Origin of the sequence: Leptospira noguchii serovar Panama str. CZ214, assembly GCF_000306255.2 — a bacterium.
Lineage (GTDB): Bacteria > Spirochaetota > Leptospiria > Leptospirales > Leptospiraceae > Leptospira > Leptospira noguchii.
Genome location: NZ_AKWY02000004.1, coordinates 313,070 through 334,795, shown reverse-complemented (window position 1 = coordinate 334,795; position 21,726 = coordinate 313,070). Strand labels below are relative to the sequence as shown.

20 protein-coding genes are annotated in these 21,726 nt (G+C 36.4%); 15 read left to right on the top strand and 5 right to left on the bottom strand.

The window, feature by feature from the left end; all coding sequences use genetic code 11:
- Positions 1-550: 550 nt before the first annotated feature.
- Complete coding sequence (locus tag LEP1GSC059_RS02985) at positions 551-2,686, bottom strand: toprim domain-containing protein (RefSeq protein ID WP_002177017.1); 2,136 nt, start codon at positions 2,684-2,686, stop codon at positions 551-553.
- The gene (locus tag LEP1GSC059_RS02980) at positions 2,683-4,071 is read right to left on the bottom strand and encodes a DNA gyrase subunit A (RefSeq protein WP_002151393.1); all 1,389 of its coding nucleotides are present in this window, start codon (positions 4,069-4,071) and stop codon (positions 2,683-2,685) included. Before LEP1GSC059_RS02980 ends, LEP1GSC059_RS02985 begins: the two co-directional genes overlap by 4 nt.
- 76 nt (positions 4,072-4,147) lie before the next feature.
- On the opposite strand from LEP1GSC059_RS02980, the gene LEP1GSC059_RS02975 reads away from it, so the two are divergent.
- The 8 genes from LEP1GSC059_RS02975 (at position 4,148) to gmd (ending at position 12,213) form a co-directional block, all read left to right on the top strand.
- Positions 4,148-4,417 carry a hypothetical protein gene (locus LEP1GSC059_RS02975; protein WP_017213728.1) on the top strand — a complete coding sequence of 90 codons (270 nt, stop codon included), beginning with the start codon at positions 4,148-4,150 and terminating at the stop codon, positions 4,415-4,417.
- A complete protein-coding gene (locus LEP1GSC059_RS02970) occupies positions 4,323-5,204 on the top strand; it encodes an LIC_13346 family putative lipoprotein (protein WP_420323971.1) in 882 nt (293 codons plus the stop codon). The genes LEP1GSC059_RS02975 and LEP1GSC059_RS02970 overlap by 95 nt, the downstream gene beginning before the upstream one ends.
- Complete coding sequence (gene gltX / locus LEP1GSC059_RS02965) at positions 5,201-6,766, top strand: glutamate--tRNA ligase (protein WP_020980234.1); 1,566 nt, start codon at positions 5,201-5,203, stop codon at positions 6,764-6,766. The genes LEP1GSC059_RS02970 and gltX overlap by 4 nt, the downstream gene beginning before the upstream one ends.
- Before the next feature lie 72 nt (positions 6,767-6,838).
- The gene (locus tag LEP1GSC059_RS02960; RefSeq protein WP_017213729.1) at positions 6,839-7,426 is read left to right on the top strand and encodes an ATP-binding protein; all 588 of its coding nucleotides are present in this window, start codon (positions 6,839-6,841) and stop codon (positions 7,424-7,426) included.
- A 1-nt stretch (position 7,427) separates the two neighbouring features.
- Positions 7,428-8,288 carry a ferritin-like domain-containing protein gene (locus tag LEP1GSC059_RS02955; protein WP_002177040.1) on the top strand — a complete coding sequence of 287 codons (861 nt, stop codon included), beginning with the start codon at positions 7,428-7,430 and terminating at the stop codon, positions 8,286-8,288.
- A 264-nt stretch (positions 8,289-8,552) separates the two neighbouring features.
- Complete coding sequence (locus tag LEP1GSC059_RS02950; RefSeq protein ID WP_017215227.1) at positions 8,553-9,080, top strand: DUF1564 domain-containing protein; 528 nt, start codon at positions 8,553-8,555, stop codon at positions 9,078-9,080.
- 693 nt (positions 9,081-9,773) lie between these two features.
- On the top strand, positions 9,774-11,147 hold the full coding sequence (locus tag LEP1GSC059_RS02945; protein WP_036056901.1) for an MATE family efflux transporter: 1,374 nt from the start codon (positions 9,774-9,776) through the stop codon (positions 11,145-11,147).
- Between the two features lie 43 nt (positions 11,148-11,190).
- Entirely contained in the window at positions 11,191-12,213 is a 1,023-nt protein-coding gene (gene gmd / locus LEP1GSC059_RS02940; protein ID WP_002179271.1) for a GDP-mannose 4,6-dehydratase, read from the top strand.
- A 795-nt stretch (positions 12,214-13,008) separates the two neighbouring features.
- Here the strand turns inward: gmd and LEP1GSC059_RS02935 are convergent.
- Both LEP1GSC059_RS02935 and fcpA read right to left on the bottom strand, forming a co-directional pair.
- Complete coding sequence (locus LEP1GSC059_RS02935; protein ID WP_017215230.1) at positions 13,009-13,407, bottom strand: hypothetical protein; 399 nt, start codon at positions 13,405-13,407, stop codon at positions 13,009-13,011.
- Positions 13,408-13,856: 449 nt separating this feature from the next.
- Complete coding sequence (fcpA, locus tag LEP1GSC059_RS02930) at positions 13,857-14,765, bottom strand: flagellar coiling protein FcpA (protein ID WP_002179390.1); 909 nt, start codon at positions 14,763-14,765, stop codon at positions 13,857-13,859.
- Positions 14,766-15,421: 656 nt separating this feature from the next.
- Between fcpA and zapE the strand changes: the two genes are divergently transcribed.
- From zapE to LEP1GSC059_RS23380, 5 genes are all read left to right on the top strand, one after another.
- Positions 15,422-16,279: an AFG1/ZapE family ATPase gene (zapE, locus tag LEP1GSC059_RS02925; RefSeq protein ID WP_002179141.1), complete on the top strand. Its 858-nt coding sequence runs from the start codon at positions 15,422-15,424 to the stop codon at positions 16,277-16,279.
- Positions 16,276-16,725, top strand: a complete 450-nt coding sequence (gene folK / locus LEP1GSC059_RS02920) for a 2-amino-4-hydroxy-6-hydroxymethyldihydropteridine diphosphokinase (RefSeq protein ID WP_017215232.1) — start codon at positions 16,276-16,278, stop codon at positions 16,723-16,725. Before zapE ends, folK begins: the two co-directional genes overlap by 4 nt.
- Positions 16,709-17,506 (top strand): 3-methyl-2-oxobutanoate hydroxymethyltransferase, encoded by a 798-nt coding sequence (gene panB, locus LEP1GSC059_RS02915; RefSeq protein WP_002179433.1) that lies wholly within the window; start codon positions 16,709-16,711, stop codon positions 17,504-17,506. Before folK ends, panB begins: the two co-directional genes overlap by 17 nt.
- Before the next feature lie 74 nt (positions 17,507-17,580).
- Complete coding sequence (locus LEP1GSC059_RS02910; RefSeq protein WP_020980265.1) at positions 17,581-18,723, top strand: N-acetylneuraminate synthase family protein; 1,143 nt, start codon at positions 17,581-17,583, stop codon at positions 18,721-18,723.
- Positions 18,724-18,745: 22 nt separating this feature from the next.
- On the top strand, positions 18,746-19,129 hold the full coding sequence (locus tag LEP1GSC059_RS23380; protein ID WP_017215234.1) for a hypothetical protein: 384 nt from the start codon (positions 18,746-18,748) through the stop codon (positions 19,127-19,129).
- Positions 19,130-19,449: 320 nt separating this feature from the next.
- Here the strand turns inward: LEP1GSC059_RS23380 and LEP1GSC059_RS02900 are convergent, their stop codons facing one another.
- Positions 19,450-19,803, bottom strand: a complete 354-nt coding sequence (locus LEP1GSC059_RS02900; RefSeq protein WP_002179178.1) for an Hpt domain-containing protein — start codon at positions 19,801-19,803, stop codon at positions 19,450-19,452.
- Positions 19,804-19,949: 146 nt separating this feature from the next.
- Between LEP1GSC059_RS02900 and lpxA the strand changes: the two genes are divergently transcribed.
- The gene (gene lpxA, locus LEP1GSC059_RS02895; RefSeq protein WP_017215235.1) at positions 19,950-20,729 is read left to right on the top strand and encodes an acyl-ACP--UDP-N-acetylglucosamine O-acyltransferase; all 780 of its coding nucleotides are present in this window, start codon (positions 19,950-19,952) and stop codon (positions 20,727-20,729) included.
- 5 nt (positions 20,730-20,734) lie between these two features.
- Positions 20,735-21,703 (top strand): UDP-glucose 4-epimerase GalE, encoded by a 969-nt coding sequence (galE, locus tag LEP1GSC059_RS02890; RefSeq protein WP_002179265.1) that lies wholly within the window; start codon positions 20,735-20,737, stop codon positions 21,701-21,703.
- Positions 21,704-21,726: the final 23 nt, after the last annotated feature.

The following is a 21,726-nucleotide window of genomic DNA, read 5'->3' as shown; positions in this document are numbered from 1 at the left end:
GTGTTGTAAAGTGTAAATAATTTTTCAAGTATGAACCTTAAGGAGAGCTGTTGAGTTCTTCAATATAAGCGGCTATAGATAAAATTTAGAAATGCGAATTTCTCTGTATTAAAAATAAGAATATAGTTTCTAAGTAAAAACAAATTAAACTCTATTTTTAAGAAAAGGATACAAAGCGTTCTTACGATTTTTCTTATAAATTAAAACACTTGAGTATACTGGATTCATAAGCGAATTAATTATTTCGTAAAAATTATAAAATGTAAATTTTTCAATAGAGTTGTTGAAAAATTAATTCTGCATTTGTTTTATGAAAACGATCCATTGAAGAAGTTTTATTAATTTGAACTATGGAATTTTTTAACAACTCTAATGCAATTTGCGAACAAATGAAAACTTAAGGTTTACTTTTTTTATCTCTGATTTTTCGGAACCAGGAATATTCAAATGTTGGTATTCGTTTTTCATTCGAATCCGAACAGCCGATACAGCTTAAGATCGTAATTCCAAAATTGATACATTAAAGTATATATAATTTATCTAACGAAGGTCAATCCTCAATTACACTCATCGCATATTCTGAAATTGCGTCCCTTCTTTGTTCTGCAAAATCTTTATGGAACCAAAGGCTTTGGATTTTAGAAGCTTCTTTTTTATTTCCGATTGTTATTTTGGTCATACATTCTTCGACCGCAAACTTCATTGCTTCTTTACCAGTTTCACCAAGACCCTTGTTTCTTTTTTTACGAGTGATTTCCCCACCGCCTTTTTCTACTCGTTTGATTAGATCTTCGTAATCCTTGTCATCGATACAAAAGATAGTTTCTTTTTTCTTATCCCCGAACTTAACGTCTACTTCGTAAAGAGGAGCACTGGAAATATGAATAAAACCAAGTTCAAAAAGTTCCGGCCAGTACTCATAAAAGAAAGAAAGCATCAAAGAACGAATCGCATAACCGTCAAAATCCGCATCTGTGATGATACTGATTTTTTCGTAATTCAACTCATCCAAGGATTTTACTTTTTGATCTAAAGGAAGACCAACGATTGCGACTATGTTTTTTAACTCTTCGTTTGCGATTGCTTTAGCAATGCTCAAACCTTTGCAGTTGAGAGGTTTTCCTCTCAAAGGAAACAAACCGTGCAATTTAGGATTTCTTGCTGGACGAAGACCTGCGATTGCAGAATCTCCTTCTGCAACGAACAACACTCTTCCAGGATCGCCTTGTTTTCCGGTAGGAGGCATGAGTTTTGGAATGTTCATCCTGCTCGCTTTTTTCAAACCTTTTTGAGCGTCTTCAAAAGCTTTGAGTTGAGTACGTTTTTCCATTTGAAGTTTAATCTCTTCTAAAAGCCCAGTCTTTTTGATGAACTTATCCAGATGTTTATCAACTGCATTTCGAATGTCTTCGTTTAGATCGTTGATCAGATACGATTTATCCTGAGATTTAAAACGAGGATTCAAAAGTCTCGCATTCACATACATATGAAAACAATTTCTAACATCGTTGCGAGTGGAGCTAGTTTTGAGTTTTTTCTCAAGGGCTACGATCTGACTTTTTTTACGGACTTCGTCACAAATTCTATTTTCTAAATATTCGATCGCAGAACCACCTTGGGGCGCAAAGATAGAATTTACCCAAGTTAGGTTTTTATTCTGACCGATTACAAGATAAGTTTCAAGATGAAGTTGAGAAGCGGAACCAGGAGCCACATAATCCATTTTGTAATAAACAAGATCGGAATGGGAAAAAATCTCATCGAGTCCTTTTTTGAACTTATACTTTTCTTTTTTACCTTTAAAAACAAATTGAACTTCTAAACCTGGATTGGTCATTGCAATATCTTGAAGATATTGTTTCATTAAATCCACGTTAAACGAAATATCTAGGTTGTTGAAATATTTAGGATTGAGTTCGAATTCTACAGAAGTTCCATGATCTTCTTTAGAAGCCTTTTCAATTAATTCCTGCATATTCGTTTTTTTTAATAAAGGCCCGAGTTTGTCGATTTGATCCTTAGTAAGAAGATTACAATCTGTGAACTTTCCGTGTTCGTCAAAATAAAGAAATACACGTTCTGTATCTTCTTTAGAAAGTTTGTAGGAACGAATTTGTTTTTTAACGTCATCATGAACTGTAAAAAGTTTTTTGAATGAACTTCCGTTATTTACCGTTTTTACTTTGAAGTAGTTAGAAACCATTCTTACGAGAGAAATACCAACACCATTTTGACCCGCTACGTGATCTTGTTTAACGTGGTCGTCAAAATTCTCGCCGTACATTAAATGAAGATAAACACCTTCTGCGTTTGCGGCTGGGATTCCTCGTCCATTATCCGCGATCGTTACACATTTACGATCGGAGGAAAGTTGAATGACCAACTTGGACATCTTATCTTTTTCTGGAATTGATTTGTCTTTTTGATTTTTTCGGTATTCGTCTACCGCGTTCATACAAGCTTCATCTAAACATTTCAATTTGGCAGGAACGTCTTCTAATTCTTCGTGAACGATTTCATATTTACTTTCGTTATTTTTACGAAAAAAATGTTGTTCAAATGTGGAAGCGGAGTTTTGCCCCAACCACATACCGGTTCTCATACGAACGTGTTCTACGTTAGATAACTTTTTAAAATTTCTTTCTTGGGATGATTTTTCTTTTGTTTTAGTTTTATCGGTACTCATACTTTATCCCATTTATTTTGAAGTTCATCTAACTCTGTGATCATAAAATCGGTCAGCTTTTTATCTTCTTTGACCAATCCTTGATAACGTGCCAGAGTAGTTTTAGCTTCTACGATTGCTTCTTCGCATTTTTTAACTTCTTCGATTGTCATTCTGTAGACCGGAATCGTGGACAGCCATTCGAAATATTTGAACTTGGAAGCTTTGAGTTTTTCTTCAAAATCTTTTTTAGATTTGATTCCGATTACTTTTTCGTTCCATTTCTCTTTAATAAAACGAATCAGTTCCGAGTTTCTTTCAATTTTTTCTTCTTCTAAACCGGAAAGGCGTTTGAATCTTCGTATAAGATGTGTTTTGCGGAAGTCGCAGAAACGTTTGATGATTTCTTCCGGTTTGAAATTTTTCAACTTACCGTCGTAGGTAATTACGTTCATCGCAAGAGTTTGAACGTCTTCTTTATTGAAAAGAGCCATGATTTCTTTTTGGCTTGGTTTTTCACCTTTCTTATATTGAAGCTCGACTCTAAACGTTTGGCTGGAATAATCCACGTAGTCTTTTAACCAGGAATCTTTTCTTTCTAAAATGTCATCGAGTAAGGAAACCACTTTCTCTCGGTTCCAGTTCATTGGAGAATCGGTAAGATATAAAGTATCTCCCTCCCATTTAAACGCGAAGGTGGTGGACATCGTAATGTTTCCCGTTTCGGTTTCGGCCATTTTTACTTCGCCTTTGAAATCTTTATACCAAGGTTTTAAAGTAAGCGGCTTTTTACTTTTGAGATAATTGATCTGAGACTTAATAATATCCGCGAGTCTGTGACCCGGAATAAAACAACGAAAACCAGTTGCAATTCCTTGAATATTATTGAGAAGAACGATCGGAACTTTTCCAACAAAGTGAATCGGTTCGTCTTCTGTTTCATCGTAATTTTTAACGTAGTCTATGTCTGGTAAACTTTCAAAAAATCCTAAATCTTTTACAAAGTCCGAAAGTTTTACTTCCGTATAACGAGGAGAAGCAATTGCGCTTGGATCTAAAACGTCACCAAAAGTTCCTTCACCCGAAACGAGAGGGATATTGTTGGCAAAAGTAAAGTCTTGAGCCATTTGAGAAAGTGCGTCTTGGATGGATTTATCACCGTGAGGATGGTATCCCATCGCGAGCCCCGCAACTTTTACGGTTTTTGTATAGCGGTTTCTTGCGTCCGAGTTCCACATTGCCCAGAGAATTCTTCTCTGAACTGGTTTCAGACCGTCGATTTCGTGCGGAATTGCCCGAGAATCGCACACATAACGAGAATATTTTCTTTGATCGTCATTAACTTGATCTTCAAAAGGACGTTTTGGAAACGATTCTTTTGATTTTGGTGGATTGGAATTCTTCATACGGTTTTGGCCAACGAAATTCTACAAGACTATCCTGTCAATAATAAAAAATTGATCGGATTTAATTACAGTATTTTTGAAACGAATATTTGAACAATTCGCTTTCGGTCACTTTGCTTATCGGACCCCTAGTTTTTGTAAAGAAAGTTTCATTTTTGGGATTTTCCTTGCCTGTTTTTTGAAAAATCAAGATTTACAATTCAATGACAACTGCTTTCAAATTTTTGCAACCGCTTTCGAGTTCCTTCCAGATTCTAAAAATTCAAGTACTTATTGGATACTTTTCTTTGATTTTGTTGCAGTGTGGGAGTATGCAAGAGATCTTATGGACGAAATCTATTTCTGATCGTTATACGTCTCAAATTTTTTTCACTTTGTCTCCATTCGTATCTTCATACTACAAATCTTCCAGTTTTCAAGCCCGTTATGTCATTTTAAAATCTGAATCTGGCAGCGAAGATGAAATGATTCAAGGAAATCTAAAGTATCTTGAGTTCTCCGAGAAAAACGAACAACCAGAAAGCGCTTTATTAGAAGTCTTCGAATGGAAAGGTTTCATGATTCGAAACCCCAAAGATCGTCAGAAAATTAGGTTTTCTCCTAAGTTTGTAATTAAACGATTAAAAACTTTTTCGTTAAAGTCATTCTCAGAAGTTTCGAATTTTGAATCTAAAAAAGAAGTTTTTGAAGACGTAAAAAAAGAATTCGTTATGGATGAAAAAGTAGGACTTAGAGAAACCGAAGAAGTGAGAGCGATTCCCGGAATTGGAACTTTGCAGTGGAAACATAGTTTGAGAGGAATTTTGGTCAAGATGATGCGGACCGAATTTGTTTCCGCGGACGGAACGGTAACTTCTTCCGGAGATTATGATTACGATTCTCTTGAGTATCCTACCGGAATTGGATTGAACGGAGCAATTCCGATTCTTCCTATTCGAAAAACGGAAACTTATACGGAGTATTATTGTTTAGATTTTCCTTCCGAGGTTGATTTGTCTGTTTTAAGTAAGAATGAAACCAAAAAATCCGTTTCATTTTACGATCTAATTGCAAATAAACCATTTACCACAACGACCAATTTCAAAAATTATCCTATCATAAGAATTTCCAACGAGAAGAACCAATTCCCATGAATCAAAGCAAAGAAGTTCGCACCCGATTTGCACCGTCTCCCAGCGGATTTTTACACGTAGGAGGAGCAAGAACCGCTCTTTTTAATTATTTATACGCAAAGTCTCAGGGCGGAAAATTCATTTTAAGAATCGAAGACACAGATCAAAATAGATCCACTGAGGATTCATTTAAAATTATATTAGAATCTTTGAAATGGTTGGGAGTAAATTGGGACGAAGGCCCTGAGGTTGGAGGAGAATATGGTCCTTATATTCAGAGTCAACGTCTCGACATTTATAAGGAATATACGGAAAAACTTCTAAAGGAAAAAAAAGCTTATCGTTGTTTTTGCACTCAAGAAGAATTAGAGGCCAAAAAAAAACAATCAGAAGCGATGGGAGTTCCTTATGTCTATGATGGGCTTCACGCGAATATGTCTGATGAAGAAGTCGAGGAAAAACTTAAACAAGGAATTCCTTATTCGGTTCGATTTAAAACTCCTTCTAAAACTTTGATCATCAACGACATCATTCAAGGAAAGGTAAAATTTGAAACCAAGTTGATCGGTGATTTTATCATTGTTAAGTCGGACGGGTTTCCTTCTTATAATTACGCGGTTGTAGTAGATGACGCTCTTATGCAAATCACTCACGTGATCCGAGGAGTAGGTCATCTTTCGAATACTCCTAGACAGATTTTATTGTACGAAGCGCTCGGTTATAGTATTCCAGAATTTGCACATGCTTCCGAGATCGTTGGGATGGACGGAAAAAAACTTTCTAAAAGAGCGGGGGCCACTTCGATTTTAGCGTTTAGAGATTTAGGTTATTTACCCGAAACATTTCGAAATTACATGGCTCTTCTTGGATGGACCTCTGCGGATGGAAGAGAGTTTCTTCCTGGAGATGAACTGGAAAAAATTTTCGATGTTCATCGTTGTTCTAAATCTCCTTCTACGTTTGACGTATTTAAAAAGCCGAAAGGTGGTGATGAAGAAGTAGTTACTAACTTTTCGGATTTGGCTCAAATTGCGGAGGCAATGAATCCTAAATCTAAACTCAATTGGTTGTCTAATCGAAACATTAGAGATTTGAATCTATCCAAAGTACTGGAAAGTCTTCTTCCTTTTTTGAAGGATAGAAACGATATTCCTGCCGAAGTTAAAAATATAAACAACCCGATTCTCACTTCTATCATCGAATCTGTAAGAGTTTATTTAGATAATCTAACACAGGCCCCGGATTACGTTGCGGAATTTTTTGTTACTGATTTGAAAGTTCAGTCTCAAGAAGCAATCGGATTCTTAAAAGACGGCGAAGGTCCCAAAGTTGTAAAGGAATTTTATGGAATGTTGAAGAATTCCGATCCAAAAACCGATGAGGATTATAAGAACCTAATGTCTAAAGTTGGAGAAACGACCGGACAAAAGGGAAAAACTCTTTATATGCCGATTCGGGCGGCTACTACCGGAAAATCGGCTGGGTTGGAGTTGCCCATTTTATTTCCGCTCTTAGGGAAAGAAAATTTGCTTCAAAGAATTGAAAAAACTTCAAAAGAAACCGGAATTTCGTTGTCGAACTGAAAAATCAGATGTATTTTCGTTCAAATCGTTTGGTTTTAGTTTGTTAGTCTGGAGAGACTTGCGGGGACAAAGATGAGAGATTCTAGAGAATCAATGTTAGTCAAACATAATGAGGGTTCTTACGTTATGTTTCTTCCGGTCGATTTAACTAGCATCAAAGAACTTAGATGTGCTCTTAAAAATTCTCTGATCGAAAATTCTTTTCTTACAAAAGATATTACTAATATAGAACTTGCGGCGGACGAGGCGCTTACGAATTCGATTTCGGCTAATGTAAAAATGGGTTCCGAAGAAACGATAATTTGTCGTTGGGTAATTAAAGATCGTAAATTTAAAATGTGGATTGTTGATTACGGCTCCGGACTTAAATCTAAAAAATTAGATTCTTTACCCGCCGATATTAGAGTTACTAACCTTGACGATTATATAACCTGTGTTAAGCGGCACCAAGAAAAAAAATGTGAGATTCTTCCTTGGAAAGGTTCCAAGGTTCAGCACAGAAATGTAGGTAGGGGATTACAAATTATCAAATCTTTGATGGATACTTTTAAAATTACGTATCATTGCGGATGTGGTAATATTTCCTCGAACCCGGAAGAAAACAATATACAAGGCTCCATTATAGAACTAGGTTTCGATCCTTCTAGACATCTCGTTTAACATGACTCTAAACGAGTTCGCCAGAAATGTGCTTTTCGGTTCCGGACTGGAAGATAAATTATTTTCACCATTGGTACATCCGGCAGATGTTCGTTCATTTGATTTTTTGAATATACCTTCCTTACCCGTTAGAGAAAAAAAGATCCAAATTTCGGAACAAAAAAGTAAGATTCCTAGGTTAGAACAATTGTTTAACGAAGAGAATCGTATGATCACCTTACATCATTTTGCAAATCATGAGTTGATGGCGATCGAACTTTTTGCTTGGGCCATTCTTAAATTTCAGGATGCATCTTCTTCCGTTCGATTTGGTTTATATAGAACTCTTTTGGAAGAACAAACTCATCTAAGAATGTATCTTTCCGAAATGAAAAAAGGAGGAATGGAATTAGGAGACCGGCCTCTCAATTTTATTTTTTGGAAACAGGTTCCTAAAATGCAAACTTTAGAAAAGTTTTACGCGATTATGGCAGTTTCTTTTGAAGGAGCTAATCTTGATTTTTCTAAAATTTATACGATGGCATTTGAACGTTTTGGGGATTTTCAGAAAGCGGAAATTATGCGAAAGGTTTATGAAGACGAAATCAAACATGTACGAAGAGGTTTTCATTATATCAAAAAGAGAGTTCCCGATTCTGAAAATGAATGGGATTATTATCTTTCTTTAATAGAGTTTCCCTTCACCCCTAGAAGAGCAAAAGGGTATCATTATTTTCCGGAGACTAGGATCCAGGCGGGTTTTTCGCAAGAGTTCGTAAAAAAATTAGAACAATACGAAGACGAATTTACGGGTAGAGTTAATTCTAGAATTTTAAAGAAAGTTTTAGATTTAAATATTAGCTTTATTGAAAGTGGCGATTGACTGCTTCAATCGATTTCGACCGTTTCCATGAAACAGAAGGATAATTAATTTTTGATTGTAGGGAATATCGTATTTCAATTCTGTCTTTTGAAGGGGAACGCCTTCCCCTCGCTGCAGCCGAAGGCTTCCGCTACCCCTTCTCCGGGTTGGTCCTCCCGTTTTCAAGACCCGGACCCGACTCATGTTATTATAATATTTTGCTTCTTTCTAAATTTTTTTTTATAAACCGCTCCGTTTAGAAGGGTAGAAGAACCGTTTTCTAGTATGGATATACTTTTATTCAATGACGGTCAAAAAATTGAATCTACTTTGATAGAAAGTGTTGTTGGAACAGATTCCCTTTTGGTTCCGGAAGTTTATTGGAATCGGTTGAATTCTCAAGAAAGGAAGATTCTTCGAAATAGACTTCCCCTTTTACTGAGAAAATATTCGAAACAAATTGTGTCTATGGCGCGACTTCATAATAAAGCAGGGAAAATTAAATACAATTTGGGTGTAGGTAAAATGAAAAAATTTAGCATTCGGGTCCATACCGGTGTTTGGGCGACCTTAGGTGTGTTAGCTGCTGCTCATGGTGTTTCTCGGTGTTATCTTTTTAATTATATGCTCTGGCTGGAGGAGCAAGGGGATTTTTTTGTGAAAACTTTGAACCAGGGAGTTCCTAGCTTTCACTGGACTTACGAAATGACTTGGAAGATTAACAGGAGACAAAATCTCATATCAAGAGAATTAAAGTTCGAACCAAATCCAATGACAGACAAATACCCCTATTACTTACAGGCGTCTTCGTAATCATCACGCGGGCGAAATTACTACGTTCCTTCTAAATAGGATCGTAAATTTTTGATTTTAGAAAACCAGACAATTTTTGCATATTTTCATCTCACGTTCTAAAACAAACGAAAAGAAACACAGTTGGTCAACAAGGTAAACTCGATCAATTTCAATCTGCTTTCTTTTACATGAAAAGAAAAAACTACGGCCTAAGGGTTTGCAAAAATGTGTAAGAAAATTGATAGCGTTTTTCTATATAGAAAAACGCTATCATGCTGATTAACGTTAAGCCTTGATTTAATAGAGTTGTTGAAAAATTCCATAGTTCAAGATTAACAAAACTGCTTCAGTCGACCGTTTCCGTAAAACAGAAACAGATGGAGAATTAGTTTTTCAACAACTTTAATGTAGAAATGTTTCATAAAACATTATTGGTTGAAACTTTTATAAAATTTCTTTTAAAATAAGGACAAGATCACCAAACACTTGTTTTACGTAAAAATTCTTCGGAATACGTTTTGTCTTTGAGTTTATAAAGATTCTATAAAAGAATTTTTTTATCTCTATTAGAGTGGAACATGTATTTTAAAATTCATTTCTAATCTTAAAACAAACTTAATTCACTACAAAAAGTTAAAATCTCAAACAAAGAAGAAAGTTTTTTTGAAAATGAATAGTTTTTCTGCTTCTTACTAAAACCTTGGAAGAACCGTGAGAACCCTGCATCATTTAGCTCATACTTTTTATAGAAACATACGCCCGAGCCTTTTAAACTCCATGATCTTAAAACTCGCTGTGCCGGTTGTGTTCGGAATGCTCAGTCAAACCGTAGTTTGGGTGACCGATACAATGATGGTAGGGCGACTTGGTAAACATTCCATTGCTTCAATTGGAATCGGAGGGATTGCACATTTTACTGTGCTTGCGTTTTTAATGGGATTTTCGATGGGGATACAAGTAATCGTAGCCAGAAGATTTGGAGAAAAAAACGATTCTGAAATTGGAAAGATCGGAGTCACTGTTTTGTATCTCGTGATAGTCTTTGGAAGTATTTTATCGATTGGAGGGGCCGCAATCAGCGAATGGTTGATGGTTCTTCTCAATAAGGACGAAATCGTAAGAAAACTTTCCAGCGAATATTTATATTTCCGTTTTTTAGGGACTGTTTTTTTCTTTCTACTTTTTACTACAAGAGCCTTTACCGATGGATTGGGGATCACTACAGCAGGTCTTGCGTCCATGATTATAACATGTTTTGCGAATATATTTTTAAACTGGGTTTTGATATACGGAAATTTAGGTTTTGAACCGATGGGAGTTAAAGGAGCGGCGATTGCCTCTTCTGTGGCAGGTGGAGCGGGTTTATTTGCGTTCCCTTTTTATTTTTATTCAAAAGGATTGGGAAAATATTTTTCTCATATTTCTTGGTCGTTTAGTTGGAATCATTTTCAGGAAATCTTAAAGGCGAGTACGGCTCCTGCACTTGCAGAACTTCTAAATAACGTTTCCTTTATGATCTTTACGGAGTTTGCGACAGTGGTGGGAACGACTGCGTTAGCCGTAACTAATATGCTTTTTAGTACTTTGAGTCTTTCTTTTTTACCCGGATACGCTTTTGGGATTGCTGCAACCACTATACTTGGACAAGCGTTGGGTGCTGGAAAACCAAAACTTGCTTATCACGGAGCGTTTCGATCCGCTTTTTTTGCTGCTTGCGTGATGGGAAGTATGGGGCTTGTTTTTATTTTTTGGGGAAAGGAAATGTTGTCTTTTTATACTAAGGATCAGGAACTGATTGAAGAAGCTTATTCTCCTTTGCTAATATTAGGAATGATTCAAATTGTAGATGCTTATCATATGGTGATCGCTTGTGCTCTTCGTGGTGCGGGGCTTCAAGACTTCGTATTTCGTGCATATACGGCTGCGTCTTATTTAGTGTTTTTACCTTCTGCTTACTTCATGGGAATTTATTTAGGAATGGGATCGACTGGATTATGGTCCGGGATTGTGGCTTGGGTTTTAGTGTTGGCTACTGTGTTTGTGAATCGATTTAGAAGAAAGGATTGGGTTCAAAATCCAGTTTAAACTTTCTTGCCAGATCGGGTTTTAGGGTTTTTCTGGTCTGAAGATGAAAAAAGCTCTCATAACCGGGATTACAGGACAAGACGGATCCTATTTAACTGAATTTCTACTTCAGAAAGGATATCAAGTTCATGGAATTGTCAGAAGATCCAGTATGTTCAACCGAGCGAGAATTGAACATTTACGTGGGAATTCCAACCTTGTTCTACATTATGGAGATTTAACTGATTCGAGCAATTTAAACCGGATTTTAGAAAAGGTTTCTCCGGATGAAATTTACAATCTTGCGGCTCAATCACACGTAGGAGTTTCTTTTGAGGTTCCGGAATATACTGCTGAAGCAGATGCAGTAGGAACACTTCGAATTTTAGACGCAATCAAACAGATTGGAGTTAAGAGCCGATTTTATCAGGCTTCTACATCTGAACTTTACGGAAAAGTACAGGCAATTCCGCAAACGGAAACAACTCCGTTTTATCCTAGATCACCTTACGCTGTAGCAAAGTTATATGCTTATTGGGCCGTAGTAAATTATAGAGAAGCGTTTGGCATTCATGCTTCCAATGGAATTCTTTTTAATCACGAATCACCTAGACGTGGGGAAGGGTTTGTAACAAGAAAGATTACTCTCGGAGTTGCTAATCTACTCGCTAAAAAAGGTGGGCCCATTCAGCTCGGAAACATGGATGCAAAAAGGGATTGGGGATACGCACCTGATTATGTAGAAATGATGTGGATGATGTTACAACAACCGGAAGCGGATGATTATGTTGTAGCGACTAACGAAACGCATACGGTAAGGGAATTTGTGGAAAAGTCTTTTGGATTTACAGGAATTCAAGTGCGTTGGGAAGGAAAGGGAGATTCCGAAAAGGGATTTGATGCAAAATCTGGACGGTTACTCGTAGAAGTGAATCCAAAGTTTTATCGCCCAACAGAAGTAGACATTTTGATCGGAGATCCTGCAAAAGCAAAAAAGAAATTGGGTTGGGAACCGAAAGTAAAATTTGAAGAACTGGTCAAGATTATGACTAAGGCAGACTGTGAGTCGATCGGAATTAAGATTTAAAAAAAAATTATATTAGAATATAGAAATATTTTTAATAATCAAATTGTGCAAAATTTCTGAGTTGATTTTCGATTTAAAAAAATCCTTTTTTACGAAAAGAAATCAAAAACTTAGAATTTAGTCTATTTCAAGAAAGCAATAATTTATGTTAGATGCGATTTTTTTTGAAAACCTCAATATCTTGTTTCTATGATCTTAGCAGAGGTCAGGACAATTTTTTATGGAAAAGATGAATATAAAAGGAGTTTCTATAAAAAAGTTTTTTTATTTTGTAATGACTGCAAAACGGTGATTTTATGCAGAAATTTGATTTTTACAGCTACCATAAATTTGGGGATAAATTCGGCGTTTAACACCAAATTTTGGACATTTTGTTTTATAGAAGTTTTGGTTTTACTGATAACTATATAAAAGAGTATCTAATATTTGCACTCAAATAGGTTTTTGTGATAAAGATTCGTGAACTCTATTTATACAGTTTGTCCCAAAACTTCAAAGAATTTTATGCGAAGTTCTTTAGAAATTTTTAATAAAATGAGAAGTAATTCCTACAAATTAAGTCACATTTGGTAATCTGTGAACGTACCCATACGTACTTTACACATTGTACTCAACACATCCTTTACAAAAGAGAAACGTAAACATGTATCCCATGTTCAATGAATTCTAATCTCGTTAAATTTTTGTAATAGTTCCCACATTTTATGAAACTCAGTGTCTCGTTTCTATGGGCGCTCGAAGAACTCAGCAAACACCTTTCTATGGATCGGTGTTTAGGATTTTTGGGACAAGCTCTTAGATGAACACTCCGTAGACGATTACAAAAATTCCTATTAAATTAGTGATCACTCCGACCGAACCTAACGATTTACCTAAAATTGGATTCTCTTGGAATTCATCTTTGATGCCTTGAAGCCAATTGATCGTATCTTTGAGAGCTAAAAATACGGAGGAAATTGCAAAAAGGGAAGCACCGATTAAAGCCAAAGTCTCGGAAAGGTTCGCATATCTAAAAGCGATTACTAGAGCAAGTAACATTGAACCTTGCATGAGAGATCCTATATGTCCGGCTTGCAAATAACGAGAGGGAAACTCAGCTTTTTTTCTTGCGTGCGCATAAGGAAACCCTAAAAGACTTCCGTAGGCTAAATTCAAAACGCCAGCAATGACTAAAATTTTTTCAGGTAGGAGCATAAACACCTCTTTTGAAAAGAAAAACTAATCCATAGTTTAACTTTCGTCTATAACTAAAATTTAAAATGGTGTGGGTTTGATGTAAGAGATTGGTTTTATAAAAGCCGATCTTTTTGCAAAAAATAAAATGTAGAACTGCCGCAGATTTATGTTTTGCAGATAAATTCAGAAAATGTAAAAACTCATACGAATTCTAAACCACAAAAAATGAATGTTTAAAGATTCATAATGTGACTTAATCTGTGGGAACTATTACAAATCTAGGTTTTATAGTAAAATTTTAAAATGTGGAGCTACTTACTTACTACAAATCCAACTTTCACAATAAAACTTACAAAAAATCAAATATTTTTCAAACAAAGGGCGACGTAGGTCCGTAAAAATAAAAAAAACCCCACCAGATTTGCCGGAAGGGTTTTCAATTTCCATTTTGTTTGAAAGAGAGAGGATTAAGGTCTAACCGAAATCACTTCGTCCTTGTTTACAAGATTAACGATGTGTTTGTATTCAGGAGAATCCTTTCCATACTTTAATTCAGTAGCTCTTAAGAGGTGAACGTTTTTCTTATAACGGTATTTGAACATCTGATCTTCCGATGCCCCACCATTCTTTTTGATCATGTTCTCCTCGAAAGCGTAACAACTTGCTAGATACTTATGAGCAGGATATTCCTTTTCGTTTTCATCGATCTCGATATAGAGTTCGAGTATTGGAATACACTGAGGAAGATTTTGTAAATCGTACTCAGTAAGGATCCAAGATCTGTAAGTATCAGAAAGAAGTCTTTTAAACTCCGGTCTTTCTCTCAAGTCTGGGTTTTTAATTTCATCCAAGTGATTGATCGCCTTGGTGAAATAATTTAAAGCTTGTTGTTTAGCAACTAGTTTATCTCTGGAAACGACACGGTCTTCTCTTGCCTTACGATCTACTTTTTGCCAGTACCACTTTTCATCGAGACGCTTTTTTTCAGCTTCTTCTTTGCGGTACTGTTCTATGGCTTCTCTCATTTTAAGAATCGTGTTAACGCCCGATTGGTAATTGGATAATGCCAATCTAAATTTGTTGTTCGCGAATGCTTTGGAGAGTTGGTGGAGTTCTTGGAAATTTTTATCATAGCCCTTAAAATCAGGGTTTTTCCACAGAGCTTCTTGTTCCTGGATTGCTTTTTTACGACGCTTCTGCTCTTCCGTGAGGTTCTTGTCATCGTCTTCGGGAACTAACTCGCCTTTTAACAGCTCGTCAATTTTTTCTACAGCTTCATTGTTGGCTGGTTTGTCCTGATTGTTTTGCTGAGCTAAAACAGACAGGTTGAGTCCCAGCACGGCCAGAAGAATGAATATGCTTTTCATCACCTTCATAATGCTCACACCTTTACTTCTCTTTCAATGGTATTAGGGAAAAGGTACATCCTGTTCCTTCTCTCCTGTATATCTATCGGACTTTAGTCCTCGGATATAAACTAAGAACAAATTTTTTTTCCACTTTATTCTAAGGAGGGGACATAAAATCCAGATTCCAAGAATTTAAAAAAATCTTTTATAACTTTCTTTAACTGAGTTTGACGTAATCTAATTTGATAAAAGAAGTCCCTACATTTATCAGACAATAGATTTCATCTCTAAAAAGGATCTAATTTTGTTCTTTTAACAAAAAATTAGATTCTAATTTAGGATTCATTACATCGAACTCAAGTTCAGAACTTTCGCTACTTTCTATTCATCCTTTGATTTTTCCAGCAGATTCTGTTTTCAGAAAAAGGTTTTCCTAGTTTCTTTTTGAGCTTGTCCCAGAATCTAAAAAGAAATTAAGATTAGAATTGAAAAAGTTCTAACAAAAATGTATGGGAGATACCGTTTCTTTGCGGTTTAAAATCGCTTTGCTCAATTTAAAATTGTATGAGTTCCCACATTTTTTTGAAATTAAAGCGCCTCGCTTCTATAGTTGCTCGAGTAACTAAAGTGTCTCGTTTCTATGGTCGCTTGACAGTCTTGACGAAAAAACTGGAATTGCTGATATGATTCTCAAAAAATACACACCCATTCAAGAAGGTTCTCCCGATTGTTCACAATGTGGTGGGGTTGGGTTTTTCCTAACGGAGAATGTTGTCGGAACTAGTTCTGGGGTACTTTCCATTTGTTATTGTATTTCTGAAAATTGTCCCTGCAAAGGCAAACCTCCTTGGAGAGTTTATGATGAGGCGCTTGGTAAGATGGTTCCTTGTGTTTGTCATAATGCTAGAATGGAACTAGGCCATCTCGAAACTATATTCAAAAAATCTGGAATTCCACCTAAGTATCGATATAGAACCTTGGATCAAGCGGATCATGGAACCGATGTAGGAATTTCATTTACAATCGCTCACGATTGGGCAAACGAATTGGTTCATCAATGGTCGGATTCCGATATTCATTCTCAAGGGTTGTATCTCTGGGGTGGACCGGGAACTGGAAAAACACTTCTTGCATGTATCATATTAAACGAATTGATTTTTAGATATAAGACAAATTGCAAGTATGCAAAGATCAACAGGGATTTTCTAAACACTTTACGTGAAACGTATCAAAAAGATTCCGAAACTCACGGAATGGAAAAGACGATCGAAACTTTATTTGCGGAAGTCGAAGTATTGGTGTTAGACGATTTTGGAGTTCAAAAAGAATCCGATTGGTCCAATTCCAAATTATACGATCTGATCGATGCAAGATACGAACAGGAAAAACTTACAATTCTTACGTCGAACACTTCGCCTACCGAATGGAAAGACAAAGCAGAAGGAAGGATTTATTCCAGACTTAAGGAAATGACCCAGGAAATTCATTTGGAATGTGCTGATTATCGTTTGAAACTTTCCGAATCGGGAGGAAGAAAATGAAACAAGCTTTCCTTTCTTTGGGTTCCAATTTAGGAAACAGGGCCGAGTTTTTAAAAATCGCAGTTCGTAAATTGAAGAACACGATAGGTATCGAAGTTCTTAAAGAATCGGAACCTTTGAATACGGCTCCTTTGGAAGTTACCGATCAACCTGAATTCCTAAATCAAATTATAAAAATTGAAACTAATTTAAATCCAGAAGAACTGTTAGAAGTGGCTCTTCGGATCGAAAAAGAAATGGGTCGTATTCGTAAAACAGACAAGGGACCAAGAGAAATCGATATAGATATTCTTTCTTATGAAGAAGTTGAGATAAATACTCAGAGATTAACTCTTCCTCATCATTCTCTTTTTACCCGTCCTTTTATCAAAGAAATTTTAGAATCAATCGATGAACAGTTATTATACGAACATTTTACGGGAGACAAATATGAAAAACATACATAAGATTTTTTCTCCCGAAAAGAAAGGAAAAGAAAAAATCTCTGTAGTTACGTGTTATGATTTCAGTTTTGCTAGAATTTTAAACGAAACCGAAATCGATTCTGTACTTGTAGGGGATTCTCTGGGAATGGTTTTTCAGGGAAATACGAGTACTCTTCCAGTCACTTTAGAAGAAATGATTTATCATACAAAAGCAGTTCGTCGTGGCGCGCCCGATAAATTTATCGTGGCCGATCTTCCTTTTTTAAGTTATCAAACTTCTATCGAAGAAGGAATTCGTTCTGCTGGAAAGATAATGAAAGAAACGGATTGTGACGCTGTTAAAATAGAAGGTGGTTCCGAATTTATCTGCGAGTTGGTTTCTATTCTCAAACAAATGGGAGTTCCTGTAATGGGACATTTGGGACTGACTCCTCAAAGTGTTCATGTGTTTGGCGGCCATCGGGTGCAAGGCAAAGGAGAAGAATCGAGTTCTAAATTATTGAGAGAATCGATTTCTCTTTTTGAGTCCGGTGTTTTCTCGATGGTCCTGGAAATGATTCCCGCTGAACTTGGAAAAAAAGTAAGTCAAGAAGTAGGAGTTCCTACAATCGGAATCGGAGCCGGTCCGGATTGTGACGGACAGGTTTTGGTTTTAAACGATTTACTTGGATTGGATATAAACTTTCAACCTAAGTTCTTAAAGAAATTTTCCAATCTGCATTCTATCGTAAAAGAAGCGATCGCAGATTATGATAAAGAAGTAAAATCTGGGGAGTTTCCAGGGAAAGATCATAGTTTCTGACGAATTCTTGACGATAATCGAAAGCATAAAAGGTTGTAAACTTAAGGGAGAAAGATCCCTTCTTGGAGTGAAGTGTGGACATAGTTGAGTTGGAAAAGGGGCATCCGGATACGGAGAATAAAATTAAAGATTTGGCAAAAGAATGCGGAAATCAAACTGAGATTATCCGTGGCGCTGCGGTATCTGATACGATTCATTTTATAGGAGATACCCGTAAAATTTCCGAAAAAGAAGGTTATGTCAAAGAACTTCCCGGAGTGGTTAAAATTTGGAACGTGTCTATTCCTTATAAAAATATCGCAAAAACTGCAGCAGGAAAAAACGGAGAAGTGGTTCATAGAGCCACTCGAATTGTGGAAGTCAAAGGCCCAGACGGATTGGTCCGTAAATTTGGAACCGGAAAACATATCTTTATCGTAGGACCCGATTCTCCGCAAACCTATGAACAAACTCTAACGATCGCAAAACAAGCGGTAGAAGTCGGAAAAAAATACAATATTTTAGATAGAATCATCTTTCGAGGTGGAGCTTTTAAACCTCGTACTCGCCCTACCGATTGGAGGGGGCTTGGTTGGGAAGGAATTGAGATGATGGACAAGGTTAAGGCGGAAACTGGGCTTCCTTATGTGACCGAAGTGATGGATCATACGATGGCGGAAGAAGTCGCCAAACACGCGGATATGATTCAGATCGGAACTAGAAACGCGCAGGATTTTGAACTTCTCGAAGCTGTGGGAAGAACAGGAAAACCTGTAATTCTGAAACGCGGTTTTGGAAACGAAGCTGTAGAATGGTTTTCCGCTGCTGAATATATTGCTAATCAAGGAAATTTGAATATTATACTTTGCGAAAGAGGAGTTAAGACTCTTTTTATCAAGGAAGGCTATTGTAGAAACACTCCTGATTTGAATGTAATTACTCATGTTAAAAATCAAACGATTTTACCTGTAATCTACGATCCTTCTCACGTTGCGGGAGACGATAAGATTGTAATTTCCAATCTACTTGCTTCGCTTCCGTTTAATCCCGACGGTTCGATTACGGAAACTCTTCATGTAGAAGAGTTTAGAAAAGAACAGATGTGTGACGCGGCTCAAGCTCTTCTGATGAGCATTTACGAAAAAGCGGTTCAATCTATTTTGAAATACGAGGAAGCGATTCGTCCGATTACGGATGACGTGGATTCTTATTTTGTGAAACGCAAATCGGGAAAGTAAACTAGTTACAGAAAAAAAATCTATGCTTTTAAAGATAATCCTTTGGATTTTATCGGCGGGCGTAGTGGGTTATACTACGTTTTTTACGGTGATTTCCAACTTACAAACTCCAAAAGCGTATTTTCACGCCTCTCGACATGGGAATACACTCGTTTTCAAATATGGTCACGATTACACGTCAAATATTTTTTATGAACTTAGAATCGAATATGAGGACGAGGAAGGACAACAAATCGTTCCAATAATTAAAGGTTATGAAAATATAAAAATTACACAGGAAGATGGTAAGTTTGTGATCGAAGATTTTCATTCGAATGTAAAAAGTATCAATGTTATTTACGAGCTTCAATATGATCGATTTGCTCCCTCCATGCTTCACAAAGAAGAAACGATTTTTATCGACTGATTTGCATCAAGAGTATAGTTTTTGAAAACTACAGTGTTAGCAACTTTGCGTAAATGAAGTTCTTTATAAAGAATCCGACCCTCGAAAATGGATTCATTTGACTTGTTGAAAAATCCATAGTTCAGATTAACAACACTGTTTCCATCAAATAGAAACTACTAATAACTATATAATAAAATACCAAATATTTTGCATGTAATCAGTGTTTTGTGATAAAATTAACGGTACTTAATTTTATAGAGATCAGTAATAGAGAATTCATTTTTCCAACTTTATGTTGATTTACTCCGTTGATTCAAAACGAAGTTGAGGTTTTAAATTTAGAAGGAGATCCCAAATTTACTTTTAAGTTCTTCTTTGGTTTGTTGCCAGATCGATGGTGTTTTTAAACTTAAATTATAAGACTGATTTTGATCTCCTGCTTTGAGAAGACGTTCCGCTTCCGCGACTAAAGCTCTTAAATCTTCTAAACCAAAGTTAGCGGAAACACCTTTGGTTTGATGAAGTTCTGCTTGAAGTTCTGCGTCTTTTTTTTCTTTCGTAAAATGAGCAATATTGTTAACTCGAACCTCCATGTTCGTAAGAAGGGATTCTACCATTTCCCTGAGCCAAGCGGCTTCTTCTTCATCGTCTCCTTGTTTCAAAGAATCTAATCTGTTCCAGTCCACAAGCATCTTTGCGACCTCATCTAAGTTTTTCCTTTTTTCGCGTTAAAAAAAGCTACTTTTTAGTAAATATTACTCTTATTCAAGACATCTTTAAAAGCTTGAATAAAAAAGCAGAGTCAATTTTTGTATTTTAGAGCCTGTGTGAGGTTTAAATGAAAATACATCCGACTGCTATTATCGATCCAAAGGCGGAGTTACATGAATCCGTAGAGGTGGGTCCTTATTCCATTATCGAAGGGAACGTTTCGATTCAAGAAGGCACTATAATTGAAAGTCATGTAAAAATTTGTACTGGTTCTGAAATCGGAAAATTCAATCGTTTTCACCAAGGTGCAGTGATTGGAGTGATGCCTCAGGATTTAGGATTTAATCAGCAACTTTTAACTAAAACGATTATAGGTGATCATAATATTTTTCGAGAGTATTCTAATATTCATAAGGGAACAAAAGAAGATTCTCCTACGCTGATCGGAAATAAAAATTATTTTATGGGGAACTCTCACGTAGGTCACGATTGTATTCTTGGAAATAATAATATTCTTACTCATGGATGTGTATTAGCTGGTCACGTAACTCTGGGTAATTTTGCATTTATTTCCGGGCTTGTAGCCGTACATCAGTTTTGTTTTGTCGGAGATTATGCGATGGTTGCCGGACTTGCCAAGGTCGTTCAAGACGTTCCTCCGTATTCCACCGTGGACGGAAATCCAAGCACCGTTGTGGGACTAAACAGCGTAGGTATGAAACGGGCTGGTTTTTCTCCGGATGTAAGAAACGCAATCAAACACGCTTATAAAGTTATTTATCATTCTGGAATTTCTACAAGAAAAGCTTTGGACGAATTAGAGGCTTCTACAGACTTAATTGAGCAAGTTAAGTATATTATAAAATTCTTTAGAGATAGCAATAGAGGAGTGACTGATCACAGGTGAGGTTATTGATTACTGGTGGCGCGGGATATATAGGAAGTCACGTAGTCGCCCTTCTTTTAGAAAAAAAACACGAACTTATCATCGTAGATAATCTCGAAAAAGGAAATAAATCGAATCTTTTTTCTGGACCAAAATTGATTCAGGGGAATATCCAGGACGATTTCGTTTTGGAAAATGCGTTTTCAAAACCTATTGATGCGGTTTTTCATTTCGCTGCGTGGAAGGCTGCGGGTGAATCTATGACTGATCCTTCTAAATACGCTCTGAATAATATCAATGGAACTCTCAAACTTCTTACCTATATGGAAAAAGCTGGAACGAAAAAGTTTATCTTTTCTTCTTCGGCGGCGGTTTATGGTTCTCCTGAATATCTTCCTATCGATGAAAAACATCCAGTTCATCCGGAAAATTATTACGGTTATACAAAACTTGCGATCGAACAAAATTTAAAATGGTACGAGACTCTCAAAGGATTTAAATTTGCAGCATTACGTTATTTTAATGCTGCTGGTTATGATCACAAAGGAAGAATCCGAGGATTAGAAAGAACTCCTGCAAATCTTCTACCAATTATTATGGAAGCCGCAGTAGGGATGAGGAAAAATTTTGAAGTTTTCGGCACGGATTATGAAACTCCGGATGGAAGTTGTATACGTGATTATATTCATGTAACTGACTTGGCAAATGCTCACGTTTTAAGTTTGGAGTATTTAGATTCCGAAAAAAAATCTCTTACAGTCAATTTAGGTTCTGAAAAGGGATATTCTGTTTTAGAAGTGGTTCGTCTTGCGGAAGAGGTGGTTGGAAGACCGATTCCCCATAAAATTTCGGGAAGAAGAGCAGGAGATCCAGCAAAACTTTTGGCTTCTTCTACAATGGCTCAACGTTTATTACAATGGACTCCAGAATATAGTGAAGCCAAAACACTTCTCAAAACAATGTGGGACGTATATCAAAATCCTGCTAATTATTAAAAGTTTATCTTTGGCTAAATGTT